At 69.5% G+C, this 20847-nt stretch carries 16 protein-coding genes; 12 read left to right on the top strand and 4 right to left on the bottom strand.

Going from position 1 to position 20847, the window contains the following annotated elements:
* The first annotated feature begins 222 nt into the window (after positions 1–222).
* The 8 genes from ACFU7D_RS18865 to ACFU7D_RS18830 all read left to right on the top strand — a co-directional run bounded on the left by ACFU7D_RS18865 (position 223) and on the right by ACFU7D_RS18830 (position 11558).
* A complete protein-coding gene (locus tag ACFU7D_RS18865) occupies positions 223–1248 on the top strand; it encodes a rod shape-determining protein (protein ID WP_378727625.1) in 1026 nt (341 codons plus the stop codon).
* A gap of 73 nt (positions 1249–1321) precedes the next feature.
* Positions 1322–2275, top strand: a complete 954-nt coding sequence (gene mreC / locus ACFU7D_RS18860; RefSeq protein WP_378869878.1) for a rod shape-determining protein MreC — start codon at positions 1322–1324, stop codon at positions 2273–2275.
* On the top strand, positions 2272–2826 hold the full coding sequence (mreD, locus tag ACFU7D_RS18855; RefSeq protein ID WP_378869876.1) for a rod shape-determining protein MreD: 555 nt from the start codon (positions 2272–2274) through the stop codon (positions 2824–2826). Before mreC ends, mreD begins: the two co-directional genes overlap by 4 nt.
* Positions 2826–4913: a penicillin-binding protein 2 gene (mrdA, locus tag ACFU7D_RS18850; RefSeq protein ID WP_378869874.1), complete on the top strand. Its 2088-nt coding sequence runs from the start codon at positions 2826–2828 to the stop codon at positions 4911–4913. Before mreD ends, mrdA begins: the two co-directional genes overlap by 1 nt.
* Positions 4914–4930: 17 nt before the next feature.
* The gene (gene rodA, locus ACFU7D_RS18845) at positions 4931–6154 is read left to right on the top strand and encodes a rod shape-determining protein RodA (RefSeq protein ID WP_378869871.1); all 1224 of its coding nucleotides are present in this window, start codon (positions 4931–4933) and stop codon (positions 6152–6154) included.
* Between the two features lie 93 nt (positions 6155–6247).
* The gene (locus tag ACFU7D_RS18840; RefSeq protein ID WP_378727620.1) at positions 6248–7930 is read left to right on the top strand and encodes a S8 family peptidase; all 1683 of its coding nucleotides are present in this window, start codon (positions 6248–6250) and stop codon (positions 7928–7930) included.
* A gap of 285 nt (positions 7931–8215) precedes the next feature.
* On the top strand, positions 8216–9421 hold the full coding sequence (locus ACFU7D_RS18835; protein WP_378869868.1) for a S8 family peptidase: 1206 nt from the start codon (positions 8216–8218) through the stop codon (positions 9419–9421).
* A gap of 166 nt (positions 9422–9587) precedes the next feature.
* Positions 9588–11558, top strand: a complete 1971-nt coding sequence (locus ACFU7D_RS18830; protein ID WP_378869866.1) for a TIGR03960 family B12-binding radical SAM protein — start codon at positions 9588–9590, stop codon at positions 11556–11558.
* Positions 11559–11573: 15 nt separating this feature from the next.
* On the opposite strand, the gene ACFU7D_RS18825 is transcribed toward ACFU7D_RS18830, so the two are convergent.
* From ACFU7D_RS18825 to ACFU7D_RS18815, 3 genes are all read right to left on the bottom strand, one after another.
* Positions 11574–12185, bottom strand: a complete 612-nt coding sequence (locus tag ACFU7D_RS18825) for a septum formation family protein (RefSeq protein ID WP_378869864.1) — start codon at positions 12183–12185, stop codon at positions 11574–11576.
* A 309-nt stretch (positions 12186–12494) separates the two neighbouring features.
* On the bottom strand, positions 12495–12878 hold the full coding sequence (locus tag ACFU7D_RS18820; RefSeq protein ID WP_378869862.1) for a RidA family protein: 384 nt from the start codon (positions 12876–12878) through the stop codon (positions 12495–12497).
* A gap of 46 nt (positions 12879–12924) precedes the next feature.
* On the bottom strand, positions 12925–13347 hold the full coding sequence (locus ACFU7D_RS18815) for a GNAT family N-acetyltransferase (RefSeq protein WP_378869859.1): 423 nt from the start codon (positions 13345–13347) through the stop codon (positions 12925–12927).
* A 49-nt stretch (positions 13348–13396) separates the two neighbouring features.
* Here ACFU7D_RS18815 and ACFU7D_RS18810 point away from each other — a divergent pair, with 49 nt between their 5' ends.
* Positions 13397–13765, top strand: a complete 369-nt coding sequence (locus ACFU7D_RS18810; protein ID WP_378869857.1) for a nuclear transport factor 2 family protein — start codon at positions 13397–13399, stop codon at positions 13763–13765.
* 1 nt (position 13766) lies between these two features.
* Here ACFU7D_RS18810 and ACFU7D_RS18805 read toward each other — a convergent pair whose 3' ends face one another.
* Entirely contained in the window at positions 13767–14759 is a 993-nt protein-coding gene (locus ACFU7D_RS18805) for an endonuclease/exonuclease/phosphatase family protein (protein ID WP_378869854.1), read from the bottom strand.
* Between the two features lie 100 nt (positions 14760–14859).
* Between ACFU7D_RS18805 and ACFU7D_RS18800 the strand changes: the two genes are divergently transcribed.
* From ACFU7D_RS18800 to ACFU7D_RS18790, 3 genes are all read left to right on the top strand, one after another.
* Positions 14860–15588 (top strand): TIGR03936 family radical SAM-associated protein, encoded by a 729-nt coding sequence (locus ACFU7D_RS18800; RefSeq protein WP_378727612.1) that lies wholly within the window; start codon positions 14860–14862, stop codon positions 15586–15588.
* Positions 15589–15612: 24 nt separating this feature from the next.
* A complete protein-coding gene (locus ACFU7D_RS18795) occupies positions 15613–16809 on the top strand; it encodes a winged helix DNA-binding domain-containing protein (RefSeq protein WP_378869849.1) in 1197 nt (398 codons plus the stop codon).
* A gap of 409 nt (positions 16810–17218) precedes the next feature.
* Complete coding sequence (locus ACFU7D_RS18790; protein ID WP_378869847.1) at positions 17219–20812, top strand: Rne/Rng family ribonuclease; 3594 nt, start codon at positions 17219–17221, stop codon at positions 20810–20812.
* The last annotated feature ends 35 nt before the right edge of the window (positions 20813–20847 follow it).

Genomic DNA, 20847 nt, shown 5'->3' with positions numbered 1-20847 from the left:
GTGATCCACCGGCGCGATCGGTCGTTTTTGCGGTCTTTCGACGGTGTCCGAAATGGTGTCCGAAACCAGGTATCCCCGGCTTCGACGCCGCGGACGTACCCCGTATCGTTGCGGTTTCGGCGAGCCTCTCCGGATTGAGGCTCGGACCTTCGTAGCCTCGTCGGGAGGCCCGTATCCTGCAGCACAGATCCCCGACGCGGCGCCCCGGGAACGCGAGGACGTATGGCGAGCATCATTGGACGTGACATGGCGGTGGACCTCGGCACCGCAAACACACTCGTCTACGTTCGCGGCAAGGGTGTCCTTGTCGACGAGCCGAGTGTGGTCGCGCTCAACAAGAACACCGGCGAGATGGTCGCCGTCGGCCATGAGGCCAAGAAGATGCTGGGACGTACGCCTGACGACATCGTCGCCCTGCGGCCGCTGAAGGACGGCGTGATCGCCGACTTCGAGGCGACCGAGCAGATGCTTCGCTACTTCATCCACCAGGTCCACCGCCGCCGCTACTTCGCCAAGCCGCGGATGGTCATCTGCGTCCCGTCCGGGATCACCGCGGTCGAGATCCGCGCGGTGAAGGAGGCCGGCTACCAGTCCGGCGCCCGGATGGTGAACATCATCGAGGAGCCGATGGCGGCCGCGATCGGCGCCGGGCTCCCGGTGCACCTGCCGACCGGCAACATGGTCGTCGACATCGGCGGCGGCACCACCGAGGTCGCGGTGATCAGCCTCGGTGGCATCGTGACGAGCCAGTCGATCAGGACCGCCGGCCACCAGCTCGACAACTCGATCATGACCTGGCTGAAGAAGGAGCACGCGCTGCTCCTGGGCGAGCGCACCGCCGAGGAGGTCAAGATGACCCTCGGGTCGGTCTGGCCGCTGCCCAACGAGCCCGAGGCCGAGATCAGGGGACGCGACCTGGTCAGCGGCCTGCCGCGCACCGTGACCGTCTCGAGCGCCGAGGTGCGCAAGGCGATCGAGGAGCCGCTGCACGACATCTTCGACGCGGTCCGCTCCACCCTCGACCAGACGCCACCCGAGCTCGCCGGCGACATCATGGACCGCGGCATCGTGCTGACCGGCGGCGGTGCCCTCCTGCGCGGGCTCGACGAGCGCCTGCGCCACGAGACCGGCATGCCCGTCCACGTCGCGGAGCTGCCGCTGACCTCGGTCGCGATGGGCGCTGGCCGCTGCGTCGAGGACTACGACGTGCTCCGCCCCGTCCTCGTGAACGAGAACAGGAGATGGTGACGTGTCGTTGCTGAGCCCCCGCCCCAGCGAACGTCTGCGCAAAGGGCTGGAACAACGCAAAGGCCCCAAACCCATGGGCCGTACGCCGCGGGAGAGGCTCAACCGCCGCGGCAGCCTCGAGACCAAGCCCGGCGGCGGGGGGCCGAAGCGCTCCTGGCTGATCGCGCTCATCCTGTGCTGCGCGACGCTGGCCACGCTCGACCAGACCCCCGCCCTGGAGCCGGCCCGGGCCGCGGTCGGCGAGGTGATCTCCCCGCTCGAGACCGGCGCTGCCCTGGTCGCCCGTCCGTTCACCGGCATCCCGGAGTGGTTCGACACCCGCGACGACCTGCGCGACCGGGTCGCGAAGCTCGAGGCCGAGAACTCCGCGCTGCGCCGCCAGGTCGAGGTCACCGACTACGGCCGGGCCAAGCTCGCCGAGTACGAGTCGATCACCCGCGCCGCCGAGGACCTCGGCTACTCCATGGTGCCGGCGCGCGTGACCGCCTACGGCCCCGCCCAGACCTTCCGCCGCACCGTCACCATCGACGCCGGCAGCGCCGCCGGGATCAGGTCCGACATGTCGGTCGTGACCGGCGACGGCCTGGTCGGCCGGGTGCTGCGGGTCACCAAGACCTCGGCGACGGTCCTGCTGATCGTCGACGCCGCCTCGGTCGTCGGCGGCCGCGTCGGCGGCGCCGACCGCAGCGGCAAGAAGTCGGGCCAGGTCGGCATGGTCCGTGGCTCCGGCGTGGTCGCCGGCGGCGCCGGATCGGGTCTGCTGACACTCGACCTCGTCGACCGTTCCACCGTCCCGCTCAAGGGCGACACGGTCATCACCTGGGGTGACGGCCGAGCCGCTCCGTACGTCTCCGGGCTGCCGATCGGCGAGGTGACCGACACCGCCGAGAGCGTGCGCGACTCCTCGCAGACGGCCCGGATCAAGCCGTACGTCGACTTCGGCTCGCTCGACGTCGTCGGTGTGGTGGTGCCCAACGGCACCATGAGCGACCGCGCCGTGATCACACCGGAAGGAGAGCTGCGATGAGCGAGATGGAAGGCCGTGCCTCGAGCGCCGCACCGGTGCTGCGCAACGTCCTGGTCGGCATGCTGGTCGTCATCGCCGTCGTCCTCCAGCTGAGCGTGGCGCCGGCCTTCGCCATCCGCGGGATCACCCCCGACCTGGCGCTCCTGGTCGTCCTCGCGGTCGCGCTCTCCCGCGGTGGGCAGGCCGGTCTGGTGACCGGGTTCGCCGCCGGCGTACTCCTCGATCTGGCGCCGCCCGCCGACCACACCGCGGGCCGGTGGGCCCTCGCGCTGCTGATCGTCGGCTACGTCGCCGGGCGCGTCCGCGAAGGCAGCATCGGCGAGGGCAGCAGCCACGGTGGCCAGGGCCGTCCCAACGCGATGACCGTGATGGCGACGGTGGCCACCTGCGCGTTCATCGGGGTCAGCATCTTCGCGGTCAGCGGCCTGATCCTCGGTGAGGCGCCGTTGACGCTACTGCCGACCGTGGCGATCAGCGTGGGCTACGACCTGCTGCTGGCGCCGTTGCTCATCCCGGCGCTGCTGTGGCTGATCGGCAAGGGAGATCTCTAGTGCCCCGGAGTCGACTCTCCACCGCCCAGGTCAGCCGGCTGCGGCTGATCGTGATCCAGGCGCTCGTCTTCTCGCTGCTGGCCACGCTCGGGGTCAGACTCTTCTACCTCCAGGTACGCCACGGCGACGCCTATCAGGCAGCGGCGGCCTCGCAGTCCAAGCGCGAGATCGTGCGCCAGCCGGTGCGCGGCATCATCGTCGACGCCCAGGGCCGGCCGATCGTGACCAACCGCTCCGCCTGGGTGGTCAGCCTCGATCAGGGCGTGCTCGACGGCCTCGACGACGACGACAGAAAGACGCTGATGGCTCGCGTCGCCAAGGCCGTCGACGTGTCCCCCAAGAAGCAGAGTGAGGCGATCGCCAGCTGGTCCGGCACCCGCTACCAGCCGGTCCCGATCGCCACCGACGTCTCCGAGTCGACCGCGCTGCGCATCCTCGAGCAGCCGGAGGACTTCCCCGGGGTGGTCGCGGAGAAGCAGACGCTCCGCTCCTATCCCAGCCCCTTCGGCATCAACGCCGCCGGCGTCCTGGGCTATCTCTCCCCGATCACCGAGGACGAGAACGACAACGCCAAGGAGCGCGGCGACGAGTCGCTCAACATCACCTCGATGGTCGGTCGCTCCGGCGTCGAGAAGCAATACGACCAGTGGCTGCGCGGGATGCCCGGCTACGACACCGTCACCGTCGACTCGCTCGGCCGTGAGATCGGGCGCGGCGACTCGGTCGCCTCCCAGCCCGGCGACACGCTGGTGACCAGCATCGACGCCAAGGTGCAGGGCCGCGCGGAGAAGCTGCTGGCCGAGTCGATCGAGACCGCCCGCGGCACCTTCGACAAGATCACCGGCCGCAACTTCGAGGCCGACTCGGGCTCGGTCGTGGTCATGGAGGCACAGACCGGCCGGCTGGTCGCGATGGCCAGCCAGCCGACCTACGACCCGGAGGAGTGGGTCGGCGGGATCACCCAGAAGCAGCTGGACCGGCTCTACTCCGAGAAGGCGGGCTACCCGCTGCTGCCGCGGGCGACCCAGGGTCAGTTCGCGCCCGGTTCGACCTGGAAGCCGTTCATGACGGTGGGTGCGCTCAACAACGGATACAGCCGAGACACCCGGCTCAACTGCTCCAGCGGTCTCCAGGTCGGCAACCGCTGGTTCAAGAACTACGAGTCTGGCGCCTACGGTTTCATCGACTTCGCCAAAGCGCTCGAGGTCTCCTGCAACACGTTCTTCTACCAGATCGGGGTCAACTACTGGCAGAAGTACGGCTCCAACCCGGCCGACGTCAAGGCCAGGGACCCGCTGGTGGAGACGGCCAAGGCGTTCGGCTTCGGCAAGCGCACCGGCATCGACCTGCCCGGTGAGTCGTCGGGCCGGATCGCGGACCGGAAGTGGAAGGCCGAGTACTACGAGGCCATGAAGGGCTACTACTGCCGGATGGACGAGAAGGACAACGCGCCGACCCCGTTCCTGCAGCTGTTCGCCCACGAGTTCTGCATCGAGGGCAACTACTACCGCACCGGCGACGCGGTGAACTTCTCCGTCGGCCAGGGCGACACCATGGTCACCCCGATCCAGCTGGCCCGGGCCTACTCGTCCCTCGCCAACGGCGGCACCCTCTACGAGCCCCGGATCGGCAAGGCGGTCGTCAGCGGCGACGGCACCGTGGTCGAGAAGATCGACCCGAAGGTCGTCGGCAAGGTCAAGATGTCGGCCAAGAGCATCGACTACGTCAACGAGGCGCTCCTCGGCACCCCGCGCGCCGGCTCGCTGGCGTGGAAGTTCGGCGGGTTCCCGCTCGACGAGGTGAAGGTGCGCGGCAAGACCGGCACCGCCGAGGTCACCGGCAAGCAGACGACCGGATGGGTCGCGTCGTACAACAAGAAGTACGTCGTGATCATGACCATCTCCCAAGGTGGCACCGGCTCGGGATCGGTCGGTGATTCCGTACGCAAGCTGTGGGAGTCGCTCTACGGGATCGAGGAGGGCGGTGCCGAGGTCCGGCCCAACAAGGCCATGATCACGGGCATCGACCCGCCGAGGAACCTGCCGGCCTTCGGCGCCGACGGCTCGATCGTCGCTCCCAAGGACTGAGCGGAGGAGACGGATTCATGAAGAACGACGTGATGGCCTTCGTACGCCGCATCGACCTGATCCTTCTCGGTGCGGTCCTGGTCCTGGTGTCGCTGTCGGTGTTGCTGGTCTGGTCCGCGACCATCCACCGCGACGCGATCACCGGTGGCGACACCACCGCCTACCTGCGCAAACAGGCGATCAACGTGGCCGCCGGGCTGGTGATGATGGTGGGCGTGGTCGCGACCAACCACCGCTGGGTCCGGCTGCTGACGCCCGTGGTCTACCTGGCCGCGGTGGTCGGGCTGGTGCTGGTGCTCGTGATGGGCTCCACGGTCAACGGGTCGAAGTCGTGGGTGAATCTCGGGCCGGTGCAGGTCCAGCCCTCGGAGCTGGCCAAGCTGGCCGTGGTGATCGCGATGGCGCTGGTCCTAGCCGAGCGCAGCGAGGGCCGCTGGCGGGCACGGGTGTCGCTGGGCGACGTGGTCGCGATGATCCTGGTCGCGGCGGTGCCGATCGTCCTGGTCCTGCTCCAGCCCGACCTCGGCACCACGCTGGTGCTCGGGGTGACGGTCTTCTGCGTGCTGGCGGCCGCGGGGACACCGCGGCGATGGCTGGCGCTGCTGGCGTTGGCCGGGGTGGCGGGTGCTACGACGGTGGTCGCGACCGGGGTGCTGAAGCAGTATCAGATCAACCGGTTCATGGCGTTCACCGATCCGTCGCTGGATCCTCGCGGAGCCGGTTACAACGTCCAGCAGGCGCGGATCGCGATCGGCGACGGCGGCATCTTCGGGCAGGGCCTGTTCCAGGGATCGCAGGCCCGCGCGGGCTTCGTCCCCGAGCAGCACACCGACTTCATCTTCACGGTCGTGGGGGAGGAGCTCGGCCTGGTCGGCTCGCTGCTGGTGATCGGGCTGATCGGTGTCGTGCTGTGGCGCGGCCTGCGGATCGCGGCGCGTACTGACGACCTCTTCGGGCGGGTGGCAGCTGCCGGGATCGTATGCTGGCTCGGGATCCAGAGCTTCCAGAACATCGGGATGTGCCTGGGCATCATGCCGGTCACCGGGGTGCCGTTACCTCTGATCTCCTATGGCGGTTCCTCGATGATCGCGGCGCTGCTGGCGGTGGGTCTCCTGCTCGGCATCTCGGCCCGTTCGCGTCGCACCGGTCTGGACCGGTCCGGACCACTTCAGGACCTCCGCTCGCGTGATCGCCTGCAGGTTGCTGCAGTGCGAAAAGATGTCGCGTTTCATCGAAATTAAACTCGATTACGTTCCCTCCCGGTTGCCCTACAGGGCATCTGTTACCCCTTGCAGCCCTCATCCCGAGGCTGCTTGACGACGGGAGCAGTAATCGTGAACCGACCCCACAGAATCCAGCGTCTCGGCGCACTGGCAGCAGCGACGGCCACCGCCGTCGGCGCCGCCACCACCATCCTGGCCATGTCCGGTCCCGCCGGCGCAGCCGACAGTCCGGCACCGCTGATCGGTGCCGAGAAGTCGACGGCCATCGACAACTCCTACATCGTCGTGATGAAGGGCAACGGTGCGGCCGCCAAGGCCAACGCCGCCGACGCCCGGGCGCTCGCCAAGGAGAAGGGTGGCTCGGTGAAGTACGCCTACGACAAGGCGATCACCGGCTTCTCCGCCACGCTCGACGCCGACGCGCTCGACGCGCTCCGCAGCAACCCCGACGTGGACTACGTCGAGGCCAACCAGGTCGTGAAGGCCAGCGGCGACCAGGCCAACCCCACGTGGGGGCTCAACCGGATCGACCAGCGCAACCTGCCGCTGAACTCGAACTACCACTACGACTACACCGGCTCGGGTGTGAAGGCGTACATCATCGACACCGGGATCCGCTCCACGCACGCGGACTTCGGTGGCCGGGTCACCTCCGGCTACACCGCGATCGGGTCCAGCACCGAGGACGAGAACGGCCACGGCACCCACGTCGCCGGCACCGTCGGCGGGTCGACGTACGGGGTCGCCAAGAACGTCACCCTGGTGCCCGTCCGCGTGCTCGACGCCTCCGGGTCCGGCACGACCGCCGGTGTGATCGCGGGTGTGAACTGGGTGACCTCCAACCACACCTCCGGTCCGGCGGTCGCCAACATGTCGCTCGGTGGCGGGGTCTCCTCGACCCTCGACTCCGCGGTCACCAGCTCGATGGCGGACGGCGTCACCTACGCCGTGGCCGCGGGCAACGACTCCGGTGCGAACGCGTGCAACGGCTCGCCCGCCCGGGTGGCCGGGGCCCTGACCGTCGGCTCGACGACCAACACCGACGCCCGGTCGAGCTTCTCCAACATCGGCTCGTGCGTCGACCTGTTCGCTCCGGGCTCCTCGATCACCTCGGCGTGGTACACCTCCAACACCGCGACCAACACGATCTCCGGTACGTCGATGGCGACCCCGCACGTCGCCGGTGTGGCCGCGCTCTACCTGCAGGCGAACCCGACGGCATCGGCCTCCGCCGTCGCCTCGGCGATCAACTCCAACGCCACCACCGGCGTGGTCACCTCGCCCGGAACCGGTTCACCCAACCGCCTCCTCTACTCGCTGTGGAGCGGTGGCACCGACCCGACGGACCCGCCGACCACCGGCAACCTGCTGACCAACCCGGGCTTCGAGTCGGGCGCGACCGGCTGGAGCTCCTCCTCGGGTGTGATCGACAGCTCGAGCAGCGCCCCGGCCCGTTCGGGCTCCTACAAGGCGTGGCTGAACGGCTACGGCTCCGCCCACACCGACACGCTGTCGCAGTCGGTCACCCTGCCCACGACCGGCAAGACCCTGTCGTTCTACCTGCGGGTGATCACCAACGAGACGACCACCTCGACGGCCTATGACAAGCTGACCGTCAAGGTCGGCTCGACGACGCTGGCGACGTACTCGAACCTGAACGCGAGCTCGTCGTACTCGTTGAAGTCGTTCTCGCTCGGGTCCTTCGCGGGCAGCACCGTCACGCTGACGTTCACCGGCACCGAGGACTCCTCCCTCGGGACCAGCTTCCTGATCGACGACACCTCGATCGCCTGATCTCACCACCGTCAACACCTCAGCCGGGTCGCCTGCGTAACGCGGGCGGCCCGGTCTGCCGTTGTCAGAGACATTTTCATGCCTTGTTTATGGGCTGTTTACAGGTGTTCATCATTGGTATCTGCACGTTGCTGCAATGCGAAGAGTTGGGTCGTTACGGGCACTACGTAACGTGATTACGTGGTTGGCCGAACGCTTCGGGCTGCGGCCGCAGGGAGGGCGCAGGGCGTTCACCGTGGCCCCACAGGGCCGCATGATGACGGGAGTCAGTTCGTGAACCGAACCATGAAGAACCGTGCCATCAAGGCGCCGGCGGTCATCTCCGCCGTCGCCGTCGGAGCAGCAGCCTCGGCGATCGCCTTCGCCGTCCCGGCCGGTGCCGCCGACAGTCCGGCGCCGCTGCGCGGTGCGGACGCCTCGACCGCGATCGAGGGTCAGTACATCGTCGTGATGAAGAAGCAGGGCGGCAGCGACGTAGCCAAGTCCGAGTCCAAGTCGGTGCGCAGCGACGCCCGCGACGCCGGTGGAGACGTACGGGAGGTCTTCAACACCGCGTTCAACGGCTTCTCGGCCTCGCTCGACAAGGACGCGCTCGCCGAGGTCCGCTCCAACCCGGACGTCGCCTACGTGCAGGCCAACCACCGCTACACCACCCAGGGTGACCAGGCTGACCCGACCTGGGGCCTGGACCGGGTCGACCAGGCTGCGCTGCCGCTCGACTCGAACTACCACTACGAGCAGACCGGTGCGGGTGTGACCGCCTACATCATCGACACCGGTGTCGCGACCGACCACTCCGAGTTCAGCGGCCGCATCGGCGAAGGCTTCGACGCGGTCGACGGCGACACCGACCCGACCGACGGCAACGGCCACGGCACCCACGTCGCGGGCACCGTCGCGGGCACCACCTACGGTCTGGCCAAGGAGGCCACGATCGTCCCGGTCCGCGTCCTCGACGACAACGGCTCCGGCACCACCGAGGGTGTCGTCGCCGGCATCGAGTGGGTCACCGAGAACCACACCGACGGCCCGGCCGTCGCCAACATGTCGCTCGGTGGCGGCAACGACGCCGCTCTCGACGCGGCCGTCCAGGCCTCGATCGCCGACGGCGTGACCTACGCCGTCGCGGCCGGCAACGAGAGCTCGGACGCCTGCGGTTCCTCGCCGGCGGCCGTTCCGGAGGCGATCACCGTCGGTGCCACCGACGACACCGACGCCGCTGCGGACTTCTCCAACACCGGTGAGTGCCTCGACATCTTCGCCCCCGGCGTCGACATCACCTCGGCCTGGAACGACGGCTCGACCAACACCATCTCCGGTACGTCGATGGCGACCCCCCACGTCGCCGGTGCCGCCGCGCTCTTCCTCGAGGCGAACCCCTCGGCCACCCCGGCCGACGTCGCCGAGGGCCTGACCGGCGCCGCCACCCCCGACGTGGTCACCAACCCGGGCACCGGTTCCCCGAACCTGCTGCTCACCACGCTGTTCTGAGCCACCTGCTCTGAGCTGAAGGCGTTGGGGTCGCTGTAGGGGCGGCCCCAACGCCTATTTCGGCTCCGCCGGCTCGTGCTGGCTCCCGCGGCGCGAGGTTTGGTCGGGGAGTCGCGGAGCGGCGTACGCTTGGGGTTGATCGTTCCCGAGCTTTGAGGTGCCCATCGTGACCGTCGCCCAGAGCGACCTCGTTCCTGATTCTGTCTTCCCTCGGCTGGAGCCGCGCCTGGCGCTGGTGTCCAAGCCGATCCAGTACGTCGGAGGGGAGCTCAACTCGACCGTCAAGAAGTGGGACGAGGTCGAGGTGCGGTGGGCGCTGATGTACCCCGACGCCTACGAGGTCGGCCTGCCCAACCAGGGTGTCCAGATCCTCTACGAGGTGCTCAACGAGCGCGACTGGATCGCCGCCGAGCGCACCTACGCCGTGTGGCCCGACCTCGAGAAGATCATGCGCGAGGGCGACGAGCAGGGGCCGATCCCGCAGTTCACCGTCGATGCCCACCGTCCGGTGAAGGCCTTCGACGTCTTCGGGCTCAGCTTCTCGACCGAGCTCGGCTACACCAACATGCTCAACGCGCTCTCGCTCGCCCAGATCCCGCTGCACGCGGTCGACCGTGGCGACGACGACCCGATCGTGCTCGCCGGCGGCCACGCCGCGTTCAACCCCGAGCCGATCGCGGACTTCCTCGACGCCGCCGTGCTCGGTGACGGCGAGGAGGTCGTGCTCAAGATCTCCGAGGTCGTGCGCGAGTGGAAGCAGGACGGTCGCCCCGGCGGCCGCGACGAGCTGCTGCGTCGGCTGGCCGTCTCCGGCGCTGTCTACGTCCCGAAGTTCTACGACGTGGCCTACGCCGCCGACGGGGCGATCGAGGCCGTCGTACCCAACGTGCCCGGCATCCCGTGGCGGGTGCGCAAGCACACCCTGATGGACCTCGACGCCTGGCCCTACCCGCGCAACCCGCTGGTGCCGCTGGCCGAGACCGTCCACGAGCGGTTCTCGGTGGAGATCTTCCGCGGTTGCACCCGTGGCTGCCGCTTCTGCCAGGCCGGGATGATCACCCGTCCGGTGCGCGAGCGCTCGATCACCACCATCGGTGACATGGTCGAGAACGGGATCCGGAAGTCCGGGTTCGAGGAGGTCGGCCTGCTCTCGCTGAGCTCGGCGGACCACACCGAGATCGGTGACGTCGCGACCGGTCTGGCCGACCGCTACGAGGGCACCAACGTGTCGCTCTCGCTGCCCTCGACCCGCGTCGACGCCTTCAACATCACCCTGGCCAACGAGTTCTCCCGCAACGGCCGTCGCTCCGGTCTGACCTTCGCCCCCGAGGGTGGCTCGGAGCGGATGCGCAAGGTGATCAACAAGATGGTCACCGAAGAGGACCTGATCCGCACCGTCGGTGCCGCCTACAGCCACGGCTGGCGCCAGGTGAAGCTCTACTTCATGTGCGGCCTGCCGACCGAGACCGACGAGGACGTGCTCCAGATCGCCGAGCTCGCCAAGAAGGTCATCGCCAAGGGCCGCGAGGTCTCGGGCCGCAACGACATCCGCTGCACCGTCTCGATCGGTGGCTTCGTACCCAAGCCCCACACTCCCTTCCAGTGGGCCTCCCAGCTCGACCACGAGACCACCGACGTACGGCTGCAGAAGCTGCGCGACGTGGTCCGCTCCGACAAGAAGTTCGGCCGCGCGATCGGCTTCCGCTACCACGACGGCAAGCCCGGCATCGTCGAGGGCCTGCTGTCTCGCGGCGACCGTCGCGTCGGCCGAATCATCGAGCAGGTCTGGCGCGACGGCGGCCGTTTCGACGGCTGGTCGGAGCACTTCTCTTACGACCGCTGGCTGACCGCCGCCGAGACCGGCCTCGCCGGCACCGGTGTCGACCTCGACTGGTTCACCACCCGCGAGCGTGAGTACGACGAGATCCTCCCCTGGGACCACCTCGACTCCGGTCTCGACAAGGACTGGCTCTGGGCCGACTGGGAAGACGCCCTCGCCGTCGCCGACGGGGAGGACATCGAGGTCGAGGACTGCCGCTGGACCCCGTGCTACGACTGCGGCGTCTGCCCGGAGCTCAACACCGAGATCCAGATCGGCCCCACCGGTCAGAAGCTGCTCCCGCTGTCGGTCGTGTAGAGGGTCCCTGTCGGATCAGTCGCTGATTGAACCGGTGGAGGGAAAGACGTTGCCCGCTATGCAGGTCGCGTAGTGGTCGCCGGCATTCCATTCGTACTCCGTGGGCGCGAAGCTGTAGGTGGACAGCGAGAGCCCATCGTTGCTGTCGGCAGTGAGCCGGATGAATGCCGCGCGACACGAGGCGTAGGTGCGGTCTTCGATCTCGCTGTACCCAGGCCAACTCGTGCCCGGTATCGGGGCGAGCTGGTAGATCTCCCAGTGGTGCTCCTGGGCACACGGGACGACGTCGACGATGCCGAGTGCGCCTTTGACACCGCCCCGCCCTGGGTCGATGTAGCAATCCCCGATCTGTAGCTCCGTGACCAAGGCCGTACCGTTCGACGTCACCGCTCCGATGCTGTCGCGTTCGATATTGGCACCGGTCGTGAACCACCAAGCACTACTCACGAGCCCGACGATGAGGGCAAGGCCGGATGTTCCGATCGCGATTCCGGTGATCGCCTTCTTGGTGCCATGGTTGCGGCCCCGGCGGGACCTGATGAGCACCGCGATCGCCAGCCCGATGCCGACGATCGGTGCCAGCGGGAAGAAGATGAAGCAGCACAAGATGAGCGCGACGATCGCCATCGCCTGAGAGGGTCTCTCGAGGTTCGACGATGGTGAAATTGCTGGGTTGGGGCCAGGCGCCGAGGGGTGCGCGTCGTTCGACATGGGGCGGATGATGACATACCGGTCAGGGCATGCGCGGAGTGCCGTGGCCTACCAGCCCTCGGTGGGTAGCCGTCACATTCCCGCATGTGTGTGGAAGTGTCGGCGATCAGCGCGGCTTCGGGTGTCACAATCCCTCACATGCGGACTAGTGACGGGACGGTCAGGCGTCCTCGCTGATGCCGAGGCACTCCGCCGCGGAGCTGTTGCAGCGTGCCGGCTTCGGCGTCAGTAGATGGCGGCGGTGGCCTCCACCTCGATGAGCAGGTCGGGGCGGAAGAGGCCGGCGACCTGCACCAGCGAGCTGGCGGGCGGCTGCGTGACGTCGACGAACTCGTCGCGCACCGACCGGATCAGCGGCAGCTCGGTGGTGGAGACGACGAAGTAGGTCAGCTTCACGACGTCCGCCCAGGTCGCGCCGGCTGCGGCCAGTGCCACGCCGAGGTTGATGAAGGTCTGCCGGGTCTGCGCCTCCCAACCCTCCTCGACGGTGCCGTCGGCGGTGATGCCGATCTGGCCCGAGGTCACGATCAGCCGGGCGCCGGGATCGGTGATCACGACGTGGCTGTAGCCGGCGGGTGCGGGAAGGTCTTCGGGGGTCAGGAAGTCCACTCGCCGAAGGTAGACCGGTCTCGCGATCCAGGCGACCGATTAGCGCTCAGCCGACCGGGCGGACCCAGCGCCGCCACTCCGACTGGGACTCGTAGCCCGAGCTCTTCCACAGCGACTGGCCCAGGTCGTTGCCTTCCAGCACCATCGCGTCGATCCGGCTCGCGCCGAGACCCACGAGGCGGTCCTCGGCGTGGGCCAGCAGGCGGCGGGCGAGCCCGTGTCGGCGTACGTCGGGATGGACCGCCAGGCGGTAGAGGTGAGCGCGCCAGCCGTCCCAGCCGGAGATCAGGGAGCCGACGACCCGGCCCTCGGCGGTGACCGCGACGGTGCACGCCTCAGGGTCGCGCGCGATCAGCGTCTCGACCTTCGCTGCCGAGTCCGTCGGCCGTGAGTCGTTCTCCGCGGCCACCTCCCACAGCTCCATCAGCGTGGGGACGTCAGCAAGAACGGCAGGGCGCAACTCGATCACGGCGGGAAGTGTCCCACGCGGTCGTCCGGCCACCGATAGGTTGCGGGCCATGACGGACAACAGTGCGTTGGGACGTAGGTATCTCGAGCTCCTCGACGCCAGGGACTGGGACGCCTGGGTGACGCTGCTGGACGAGGACGTCGTCTACGACATGCCACAGACGCGTGAGCTGCTCATCGGTCGCGCGTCGTTCCTCGAGTTCAACCAGACCTACCCCGGGGAGTGGCACCTCACCCCGAAGGTGGTGATCGCCGACGACGAGCGCGCCGTGGTCTGGTTCGACTGGCGCATGGGGGAGGAGTCGGGGGAGTCGCAGGCGTTCCTCGAGATCGCTGACGGGCGGATCACCCGGGTCACCGACTTCTGGCCGGAGGCGTACGAACCGCCGGAGCGCGCCGTGCCGGTCGAGCGTTACTGACTCAGCAGTCCGCGGCGCCACGCATCGCGAAGTCGATGCTGACCGCGTGGTGGTCGGAGAGGCCGGTGGGGGTGACGTTGCCGTCGCCGGCCGAGAGCCAGGAGTTGGGGAGCAGGTAGTCGACCCGGCCGCCGCCGTCGTGGCTCGCGCCGAGAGCGGCGCCGGCGTCGGACAGCGTGGCCAGGGCGGCGCCCAGGACGCCGGAGCCGTCGCCGGCGTTGAGGTCGCCGCCGAGGAGCTTGGCGCCGTCGTAGGCGTTGACCTTGGACATGACCGCGCCGATCTGGGCCTGCCGCAGCGAGTCGGAGGTGTGGTCGAGGTGGGTGTTGAAGACGACCAGGCGCTGGCCCTCGACGATGATGTTCGCCCGCAGCACGCCGCGCTGCTCCTTGCCGTCGCGGTTGGGCAGGTGGGTGTTGTCGTAGCCGTCGATGGGGAAGCGCGACAGGATCGCGGTGCCGTAGCCACCGCGGTCGGTGATGTAGTCGTTGGCGCCGAAGACCGACTGCATCCCCAGGTGCGAGGCGATGATCGCCGGCTGGTCGACGTTGCCGGAGCGGCGGCGGTTCTGGTCGACCTCCTGGAGGAGTACGACATCGGCGCCGGAGGCCCGGATCACGCTCGCGATCCCGCCGAGCTCGCCGGGCGAGACCCGGCCACCCTTGATGTTGAAGGTCATCACGTTCAGCTTGCGCGGGACCGCGCACGGGTCGATCTTCGGCTTCTTCGGCACCTTGTCGATCGCCGGCGGCGCGTCGAGCGTCTTGAACTTCGGCAGCGGCTCGGACAGCACTGAGGCGGAGGCCGACGGGCTGGTCTCGTCGGGTTCGGGGCTCGGCGAGGAGGAGGCCTCCGCAGAGGCCTGCCTGGAGTCGCTCAGCCGGGGCGCGAGGACGGTCAGAGCGGCGATGGCGCCGACCGTGAGGACCACCGCGAGGATCGGCAACAGCTCCTTGAGGCGTACCGAGAACTTCCTGCTTCTGTGGTGGGTCACCGCGCGAGTCTCCCATTTTTCGTAGGCAAGCCGTTACATTCCGTTGGCTCTGCATTCGCCGGATGGGTCATCGTGCCCGGGGACCGCCATAATCGACTTCGTGCGTCAACAGCCCGAACAGCAGGCCCCACCGGTCCAGCGTCTCCGCATCCGCTACGCGAAGCGCGGCCGGCTCCGGTTCACCAGCCACCGCGACTTCAGCCGCGCCTTCGAGCGCGCGGTCGCGCGGGCCCGGATCCCGGTGGCCTACTCCTCGGGGTTCAACCCTCACCCGCGGATCTCCTACGCCGGCGCGGCCCCGACGGGAGCGGCGAGCGAGGCCGAGTACGTCGAGCTGGGACTGCGCGAGACGGTCGACCCGGCCGCGACCAAGGCTGCCCTGGACGAGGTCATGCCCGACGGCCTCGACCTGATCGACGTCGTGGACACCGCCACCTCGCCCAAGGGTGCCCTGGCCGACCTGCTCACCGGCAGCGAGTGGATCATCGACCTCCCGACGGCGCCGGAGGAGGCCGCGGCCGCGGTCGAGGCGTTCCTCGGCGCCGAGGAGGTCATCGTGTCCCGGATGACCAAGAAGGGTCTGCGGGAGTTCGATGCCCGAGGAGCGGTCGTACGCCTCGGCTCGGCGCCCCGCGAAGGCGGCTCCCGGCTGGAGCTCCTGCTCAAGCACGGCACCCCGACCGTACGTCCCGACGACGTCGTCACCGGCCTGGAGCGCATCGGCGGCCTGAAGGTGGGCCCCGAGCACGGCGGACTGCCGCTCCTGACCCGGCTCAGCCAGGGAGTCTTCGACGAGGACTCCGGCACGATCGGCGACCCGCTCCACTAGCGTGTCTTCGATGAGGCTCTGCCGATGAGAACGGTCACCGACCAGGAGCGCCGGGCGCGATTGGCCCGCAGGCACGGGCTCGCCCCGGTCCACAGGTACGCCGACGTGGCCGCCGCGACGCAGGCGATGACCGCGTGGCACGCGACCGAGGCCGCGACCGTCCACCTCGCCCTGCACGCGCGGGTGCGGGACCTCCGGGTCGAGGACGTCGAGCGCGCGCTCTACGAGGACAGAAGCCTGGTCAAGCAACTGGCTATGCGGCGTACGCTCTTCGCCTTCCCACGCGAGCTGATCCCGGCGGTCTGGGGCAGCGCCTCGGCCCGGGTGGCGGCAGGGGAGGAGAAGAACCTTCACAAGTGGCTGACCGCGGGTGGCGTCGACGAGGACCAGGACGGCTGGATCGAGAAGGCGTACGCGGCGACACTGGCGGCGCTGGCCGACGGGAAGCCGCGGACGACCACGCAGTTGCGGGAGCTGGTGCCGGAGCTCGACGTCCGGTTCCGGATGGGCGCGCCGGACAAGAAGTGGGGCGGTGAGTTCGCGATCGGGCGCTGGGTGATCGGCACCCTCGCCGCCCAGGGACGCCTGATGCGGGCCACCAACCTCGGCCACTGGCGGCTGAACAAGCCGGCCTGGACGCTCACCGAGTCGTGGCTCGGCGAGCTGCCGGATCCGCTTTCCGCCGCGGAGGGGTACGCAGCCCTCGTCCGACGCTGGCTGGGCACCTTCGGTCCGGGCACCGAGGCCGACCTGGTCTGGTGGCTCGGGTCCACGAAGACGGCCGTGCGGGCTGCGCTCGCCGCGGTCGGTGCCGTGGCGGTCGGGCTCGAGGGCGGTGGCACCGGATGGGTGCTGCCGGACGACCAGATCGCCACCTCGCCGGAGCCCGAGATCGAGCCCTGGGCCGCGCTGGTGCCCACACTCGACCCCACAGTCATGGGCTGGAAGGAACGCGGGTTCTATCTGGGCGCCGAGGATGTGGCGTACCTCTTCGACTCCAACGGCAACGCCGGCAACACCGCCTGGTGGGACGGTCGGATCGTCGGGGCCTGGGCGCAGGACGAGGACGGCCGGGTGCAGCCGATCGTGCGCCACGACATCGGTGAGGACGGGCGCAACGCCTTGGCGGCCGAGGCCGCGCGGCTCACCGAATGGCTCGACGGCGTGATGATCGTGAACGTCTACAAGTCGCGCCAGATGAAAGAAGCCACGCTCCCCTGAGTTTCGTTAGCGTCCGGATATCGGTCTGTTGACAGGGTGTATGCGATACTCCGAGACGACTGCTCAAACAATCGGGCCCGCCCCGAGGAATGGACAGTCCGACGACGCCTCGCCGGCGTGGGCCCTCCGGGGCCGCACTCCGGCACACAGGGGTAGGGCGTCACCAGACCGCGACGCAGGCCTAGCAGGTCAGTGAGAGCGACTCGCCCGGGAAGGTCCCGGACGGCCGAGCGACCGCGGCAGGTGACGAACCGCTGCCTGTGACGCACCGCTGCGGAGGATGCCGCCGCCCTGACAAGCTTTGCGCCGCGACGCGGCTGCTACGTGGAAAAGTTAGATACTGCGCAGCGCCCGTTTCCCGGCACCTGACTATCCGGCACCTGTGAAGGTCCTGGATGAGGAGAACGGCATGGCCGACGAGACCACTGTCGAGAACACCGAGAACGGCGCTGAATCAGCGCAGACTCCGGTGACCGACACCCCCACGACCGACGCGGAAGCGACCGGCGAGACCACTCCCGCGAAGAAGACCGCGGCGAAGAAGACCACGCGCAAGCGCACCACCAAGAAGGCCGCCGCGGCCCCGGCCGAGGCTGTCGAGGCCCCCGCCGGCGAGACCGCCGAGGCTGTCGAGACGGCCGAGGCCCCCGCCAAGAAGACGGCGGCGAAGAAGACGACCCGGAAGCGTACGGTCAAGAAGGTCGCCGCCCCCGCGCCGGCTGAGGGCGAGACCCCCGAGGCCACCACCGCGCCGGAGGGCGAGACCGCCGAGACCTCCGAAGCTCCCGCCGAGACCGTCGAGGCTCCGGCCAAGAAGACGGCGGCGAAGAAGACCACCGCCAAGCGGACCACCACGAAGAAGACGGCCGCCAAGAAGGCTGCCGCGCCCGTCGTGGAGCCTGTCGTAGAGCCCGTCGAGACCCTCGCCGAGGACGTCGCCGAGGAGACCCTCGAGGAGACCGAGGCCGAGCAGGCCGGTCCGCCGGCCCCCGCGGTGCTGTTCCAGGCGCCGACCAAGACGACCACCCGCCGGCGTACGCGTAAGACGGCCGAGCCGAAGCCCGTCGCCGAGCCGGTCGAGGCTCCGACCGAGGACGAGCCGCAGGCCACCGAGCCCGCCACCGAGCCCGTCGTCGAGCCCGCTGCCGAGCCCGCCGCCGAGGCTGCGAAGGAGGAGGCCCCGACCCGGACCCGCAAGCGCAACGTACGCAGCGCCGCCCCCGTCGAGGAGAAGGCCGCCGACGAGGAGCAGCCCGAGGCCACCGAGTCCGAGACCCAGACCGAGACCGAGTCCGACGAGAACTCGGCCGACGACGGTGAGGGCGGCGGCAACGGCCGTCGTCGCCGCCGCCGTGGCGGCCGCCGCCGGCGCAAGGGTGCCAACGGCGACGCCGACGGCTCCGACGCGGCTGACGCCGAGGACAGGTCCGAGGAGTCCGAGAGCGACGAGGCAGGCAAGGACGCCGACGCCGACGCCGACCAGGGCGAGGGCGGCACGTCCTCGCGCCGTCGCCGTCGCCGCCGTCGGGCCGGGGAGGCCTCCGGCGACGCCGGGGACGACCCGGAGAACACCGTCACCAAGGTCCGCCAGAGCCGCACCGGCGAGGACCAGATCACCGCGCTGTCGGGCTCGACCCGCCTGGAGGCCAAGAAGCAGCGCCGCCGCGAGGGCCGCGAGGCCGGTCGTCGGCGCGCCCCGATCGTGAGCGAGGCCGAGTTCCTGGCCCGCCGCGAGTCGGTCGACCGGGTCATGGTGATCCGTGAGCGCGAGGACCTCACCCAGATCGCGGTGCTCGAGGACAAGGTGCTCGTCGAGCACTACGTCGCCCGCGAGAGCCAGACCAGCCTGATCGGCAACGTCTACCTGGGCCGTGTCCAGAACGTGCTGCCGAGCATGGAGGCCGCGTTCATCGACATCGGCAAGGGCCGCAACGCGGTGCTCTACGCCGGTGAGGTCAACTGGGCCTCGCTCGGCTGGAAGGAGGGCCAGCCCCGCAAGATCGAGTCGGTGCTGACCTCCGGCCAGAAGGTGCTCGTCCAGGTCACGAAGGACCCGATCGGCCACAAGGGAGCCCGCCTGACCTCGCAGATCTCGCTGGCCGGCCGCTTCCTGGTCTACGTGCCCGACGGCACCACCTCCGGCATCTCCCGCAAGCTGCCCGACACCGAGCGCAACCGCCTCAAGACCCTCCTGAAGGAGATCGTCCCCGACACGGCCGGCGTGATCGTACGCACCGCCGCGGAGGGCGCCGCCGAGGAGGAGCTCACTCGCGACGTCGAGCGGCTCAAGGCACGCTGGGAGGACATCGAGAAGCGCGCCGGCGGCAACGCCCCGCAGCTGCTCTACGGCGAGCCCGACCTGACCCTCAAGGTCGTCCGCGACCTGTTCACCGAGGACTTCGCCAAGCTGGTCATCTCCGGCGACTCGTCGTGGGAGACCGTCAAGGACTACGTCCAGTCGGTGGCCCCCGACCTCGAGGAGCGGGTGGAGAAGTACGACGGTGAGGCCGACGCCTTCACCGCGTACCGCATCGACGAGCAGATCGCGAAGGGCCTGGACCGCAAGGTCTGGCTGCCCTCGGGTGGCTCGTTGATCATCGACCGCACCGAGGCGATGACCGTCGTCGACGTCAACACCGGCAAGTTCACCGGCTCCGGGGGCAACCTGGAGGAGACGGTCACCAAGAACAACCTCGAGGCGGCCGAGGAGATCGTCCGCCAGCTCCGGCTGCGCGACATCGGCGGCATCATCGTCGTCGACTTCATCGACATGGTTCTCGAGTCCAACCGTGACCTGGTGCTTCGTCGCCTGGTCGAGTGCCTGGGCCGCGACCGGACCCGTCACCAGGTCGCCGAGGTCACCTCGCTGGGCCTGGTGCAGATGACCCGTAAGCGGATCGGCACCGGTCTGCTCGAGGCCTTCTCCGAGAACTGCGACGCCTGTGCCGGTCGTGGCCTGGTGATCCACGAGCACCCGGTCGAGGCCGGCAAGTCCTCCGGTGTCGCCCCCGACGAGCCGCGTTCGCGCCGTCGTGGTGGCCGTGGTGGCAAGGGCAAGGGCAGGGACGAGGTCGGCACCGAGCACCGCGCCGAGCCCGTGGAGGAGTCCGCCAAGACGCCCACGCCCGCCGAGTTCGCCGCCATGGCCGGACAGAGCGAGACGAACGAGCCAGTAGCCGCGCAGGAGACGGAGCGGACCGACGAGTCGGCCGCCCACGTCGAGCCCGTCGAGACCCCCGCCGAGCCCGCCGAGGCTCCCAAGGTCACGACCCGTACGCGTTCGCGTCGGTCCAAGGCATCGGCCCCGGTGGTCGAGCCGGTCGAGACCCCCGCCGAGGCCCCGGCCGCCGAGCCCGTCGAGGCGGCGTCCGAGGCGGCGTCCGAGGCGGTGGCGGTCGAGGCTCCCAAGGTCACGACTCGCACGCGTTCGCGTCGGTCCAAGGCGTCGACCCCGGTGACCACGCCGGTCGAGACGCCCGCCGAGACTCCGGCCGCCGAGACTCCGGCCGAGCCGAAGGCCCCGGCCGAGCCCGAGGCGCCGAAGGTCACGACGCGTACGCGCACCCGCCGTGCCGCCACGACCGGTCGTCCGGTCCTGGCCGCGGTCGTCGGCAGCTCGACCGAGTCGAAGCCGGAACCGGTCGCAGCCGAGCCGGTCGCAGCCGAGCCGGTCGCAGCTGAGCCGGTCGCGACCGAGCCGGTCGTCGAGGAGCCCGCTCCCGTCGCCCCGGCCGTCGAGCCCGAGGCAACCGAGCCCGAGGCGACCGAGCCGATCGTGGCCGAGCCGGTTGCGGCCGAGCCGGTCGACTCCAAGCCCAAGGTGGTCACCCGGCAGCGCCGCGGCGCCCGCCGCGAGGTCGTGAGCACCGGCGAGGGTGCGGTGATGACCGCGACCAAGTCGGAGGCGCCGACCGTCAGCAACGGCACCGCCTCGACCCCGGCGCCCAAGGTCGTGACCCGCACCCGCGGTGGCGCGAGCCGCGACACCACGCCGTCGGAGTGACCGTCCGAAGGACGGATGACAGCTGAGTCGAACAC

The sequence above is a fragment of the Nocardioides sp. NPDC057577 genome, from assembly GCF_042801335.1.
Taxonomy (GTDB): domain Bacteria; phylum Actinomycetota; class Actinomycetes; order Propionibacteriales; family Nocardioidaceae; genus Nocardioides.
The sequence above is the reverse complement of the archived record's forward strand: the minus strand, read 5'-3'. Positions and strand labels throughout refer to the sequence as shown.

Excerpts from the sequence above, each read along its gene's own strand:
- ACFU7D_RS18865 (WP_378727625.1), top strand. The coding sequence starts at position 223 with ATGGCGAGCATCATTGGACGTGACATGGCGGTGGACCTCGGCACCGCA.
- mreC (WP_378869878.1), top strand. The coding sequence starts at position 1,322 with ATGGGCCGTACGCCGCGGGAGAGGCTCAACCGCCGCGGCAGCCTCGAG.
- mreD (WP_378869876.1), top strand. The coding sequence starts at position 2,272 with ATGAGCGAGATGGAAGGCCGTGCCTCGAGCGCCGCACCGGTGCTGCGC.
- rodA (WP_378869871.1), top strand. The coding sequence starts at position 4,931 with ATGAAGAACGACGTGATGGCCTTCGTACGCCGCATCGACCTGATCCTT.
- ACFU7D_RS18835 (WP_378869868.1), top strand. The coding sequence starts at position 8,216 with ATGAAGAACCGTGCCATCAAGGCGCCGGCGGTCATCTCCGCCGTCGCC.
- ACFU7D_RS18825 (WP_378869864.1), bottom strand. The coding sequence starts at position 12,185 with ATGGCGATCGTCGCGCTCATCTTGTGCTGCTTCATCTTCTTCCCGCTG.
- ACFU7D_RS18810 (WP_378869857.1), top strand. The coding sequence starts at position 13,397 with ATGACGGACAACAGTGCGTTGGGACGTAGGTATCTCGAGCTCCTCGAC.
- ACFU7D_RS18795 (WP_378869849.1), top strand. The coding sequence starts at position 15,613 with ATGAGAACGGTCACCGACCAGGAGCGCCGGGCGCGATTGGCCCGCAGG.
- ACFU7D_RS18790 (WP_378869847.1), top strand. The coding sequence starts at position 17,219 with ATGGCCGACGAGACCACTGTCGAGAACACCGAGAACGGCGCTGAATCA.